The organism is Gluconobacter oxydans (genome assembly GCF_006539685.1).
GTDB classification, from domain to species: Bacteria; Pseudomonadota; Alphaproteobacteria; order Acetobacterales; family Acetobacteraceae; genus Gluconobacter; species Gluconobacter oxydans.
Genome location: NZ_BJNM01000107.1, coordinates 1 through 510, shown reverse-complemented (window position 1 = coordinate 510; position 510 = coordinate 1). Strand labels below are relative to the sequence as shown.

General features: G+C 64.9%; 1 pseudogene. It reads right to left on the bottom strand.

The features are described from left to right. Window positions 1-166 precede the first annotated feature (166 nt). Window positions 167-510: pseudogene (locus tag GOX01_RS12815) on the bottom strand (hypothetical protein); the annotation flags it as partial.

Here is a 510-nt window from a genome sequence, read left to right as displayed (position 1 = left end):
TCTGGCCCAACGACGCCTGACCTTGCGACGGCGCCTGGCGCTCGGGGATCTGTTCGAAGGTCTGTATCGGGCCGGGGTCCCGCCTCTGGGCCTGTAACGGGTCAGATCAGGCAGCCGTCTGGAATGCGACGGTAGCCTTCAGCCGGCGGGGGAAGGGGGCTGCTTCCTATCGCTCACCGATCAGATGTTCGATGTGCGTGATGTGCCCGGCCCTGACGCCAACGCGCGTCTGCGCCTGCCGCACGAATTTCCGGTTCAGCTCGCGGGCCAGCGTTTCGCCGTCCCTGATCGGCACAACACTGTAGGTTCTGATTGCCCAGGAGATATCGCACTGCCAGTCGGTATGGCGGCTGCGCGTATGCCACTGCTTCATGGCCTGGTCTCCGCATCGCGCCGCTTCGGTGTGGTTCCAGCCATTCACCTCTGCCATCCAGGCCAAAGCGGCATCCTGCCGCCCCTCGGTCATGGTCTTTCCCCAGTGACGCACGCCATGGCAGTCAGGGCAGAGGG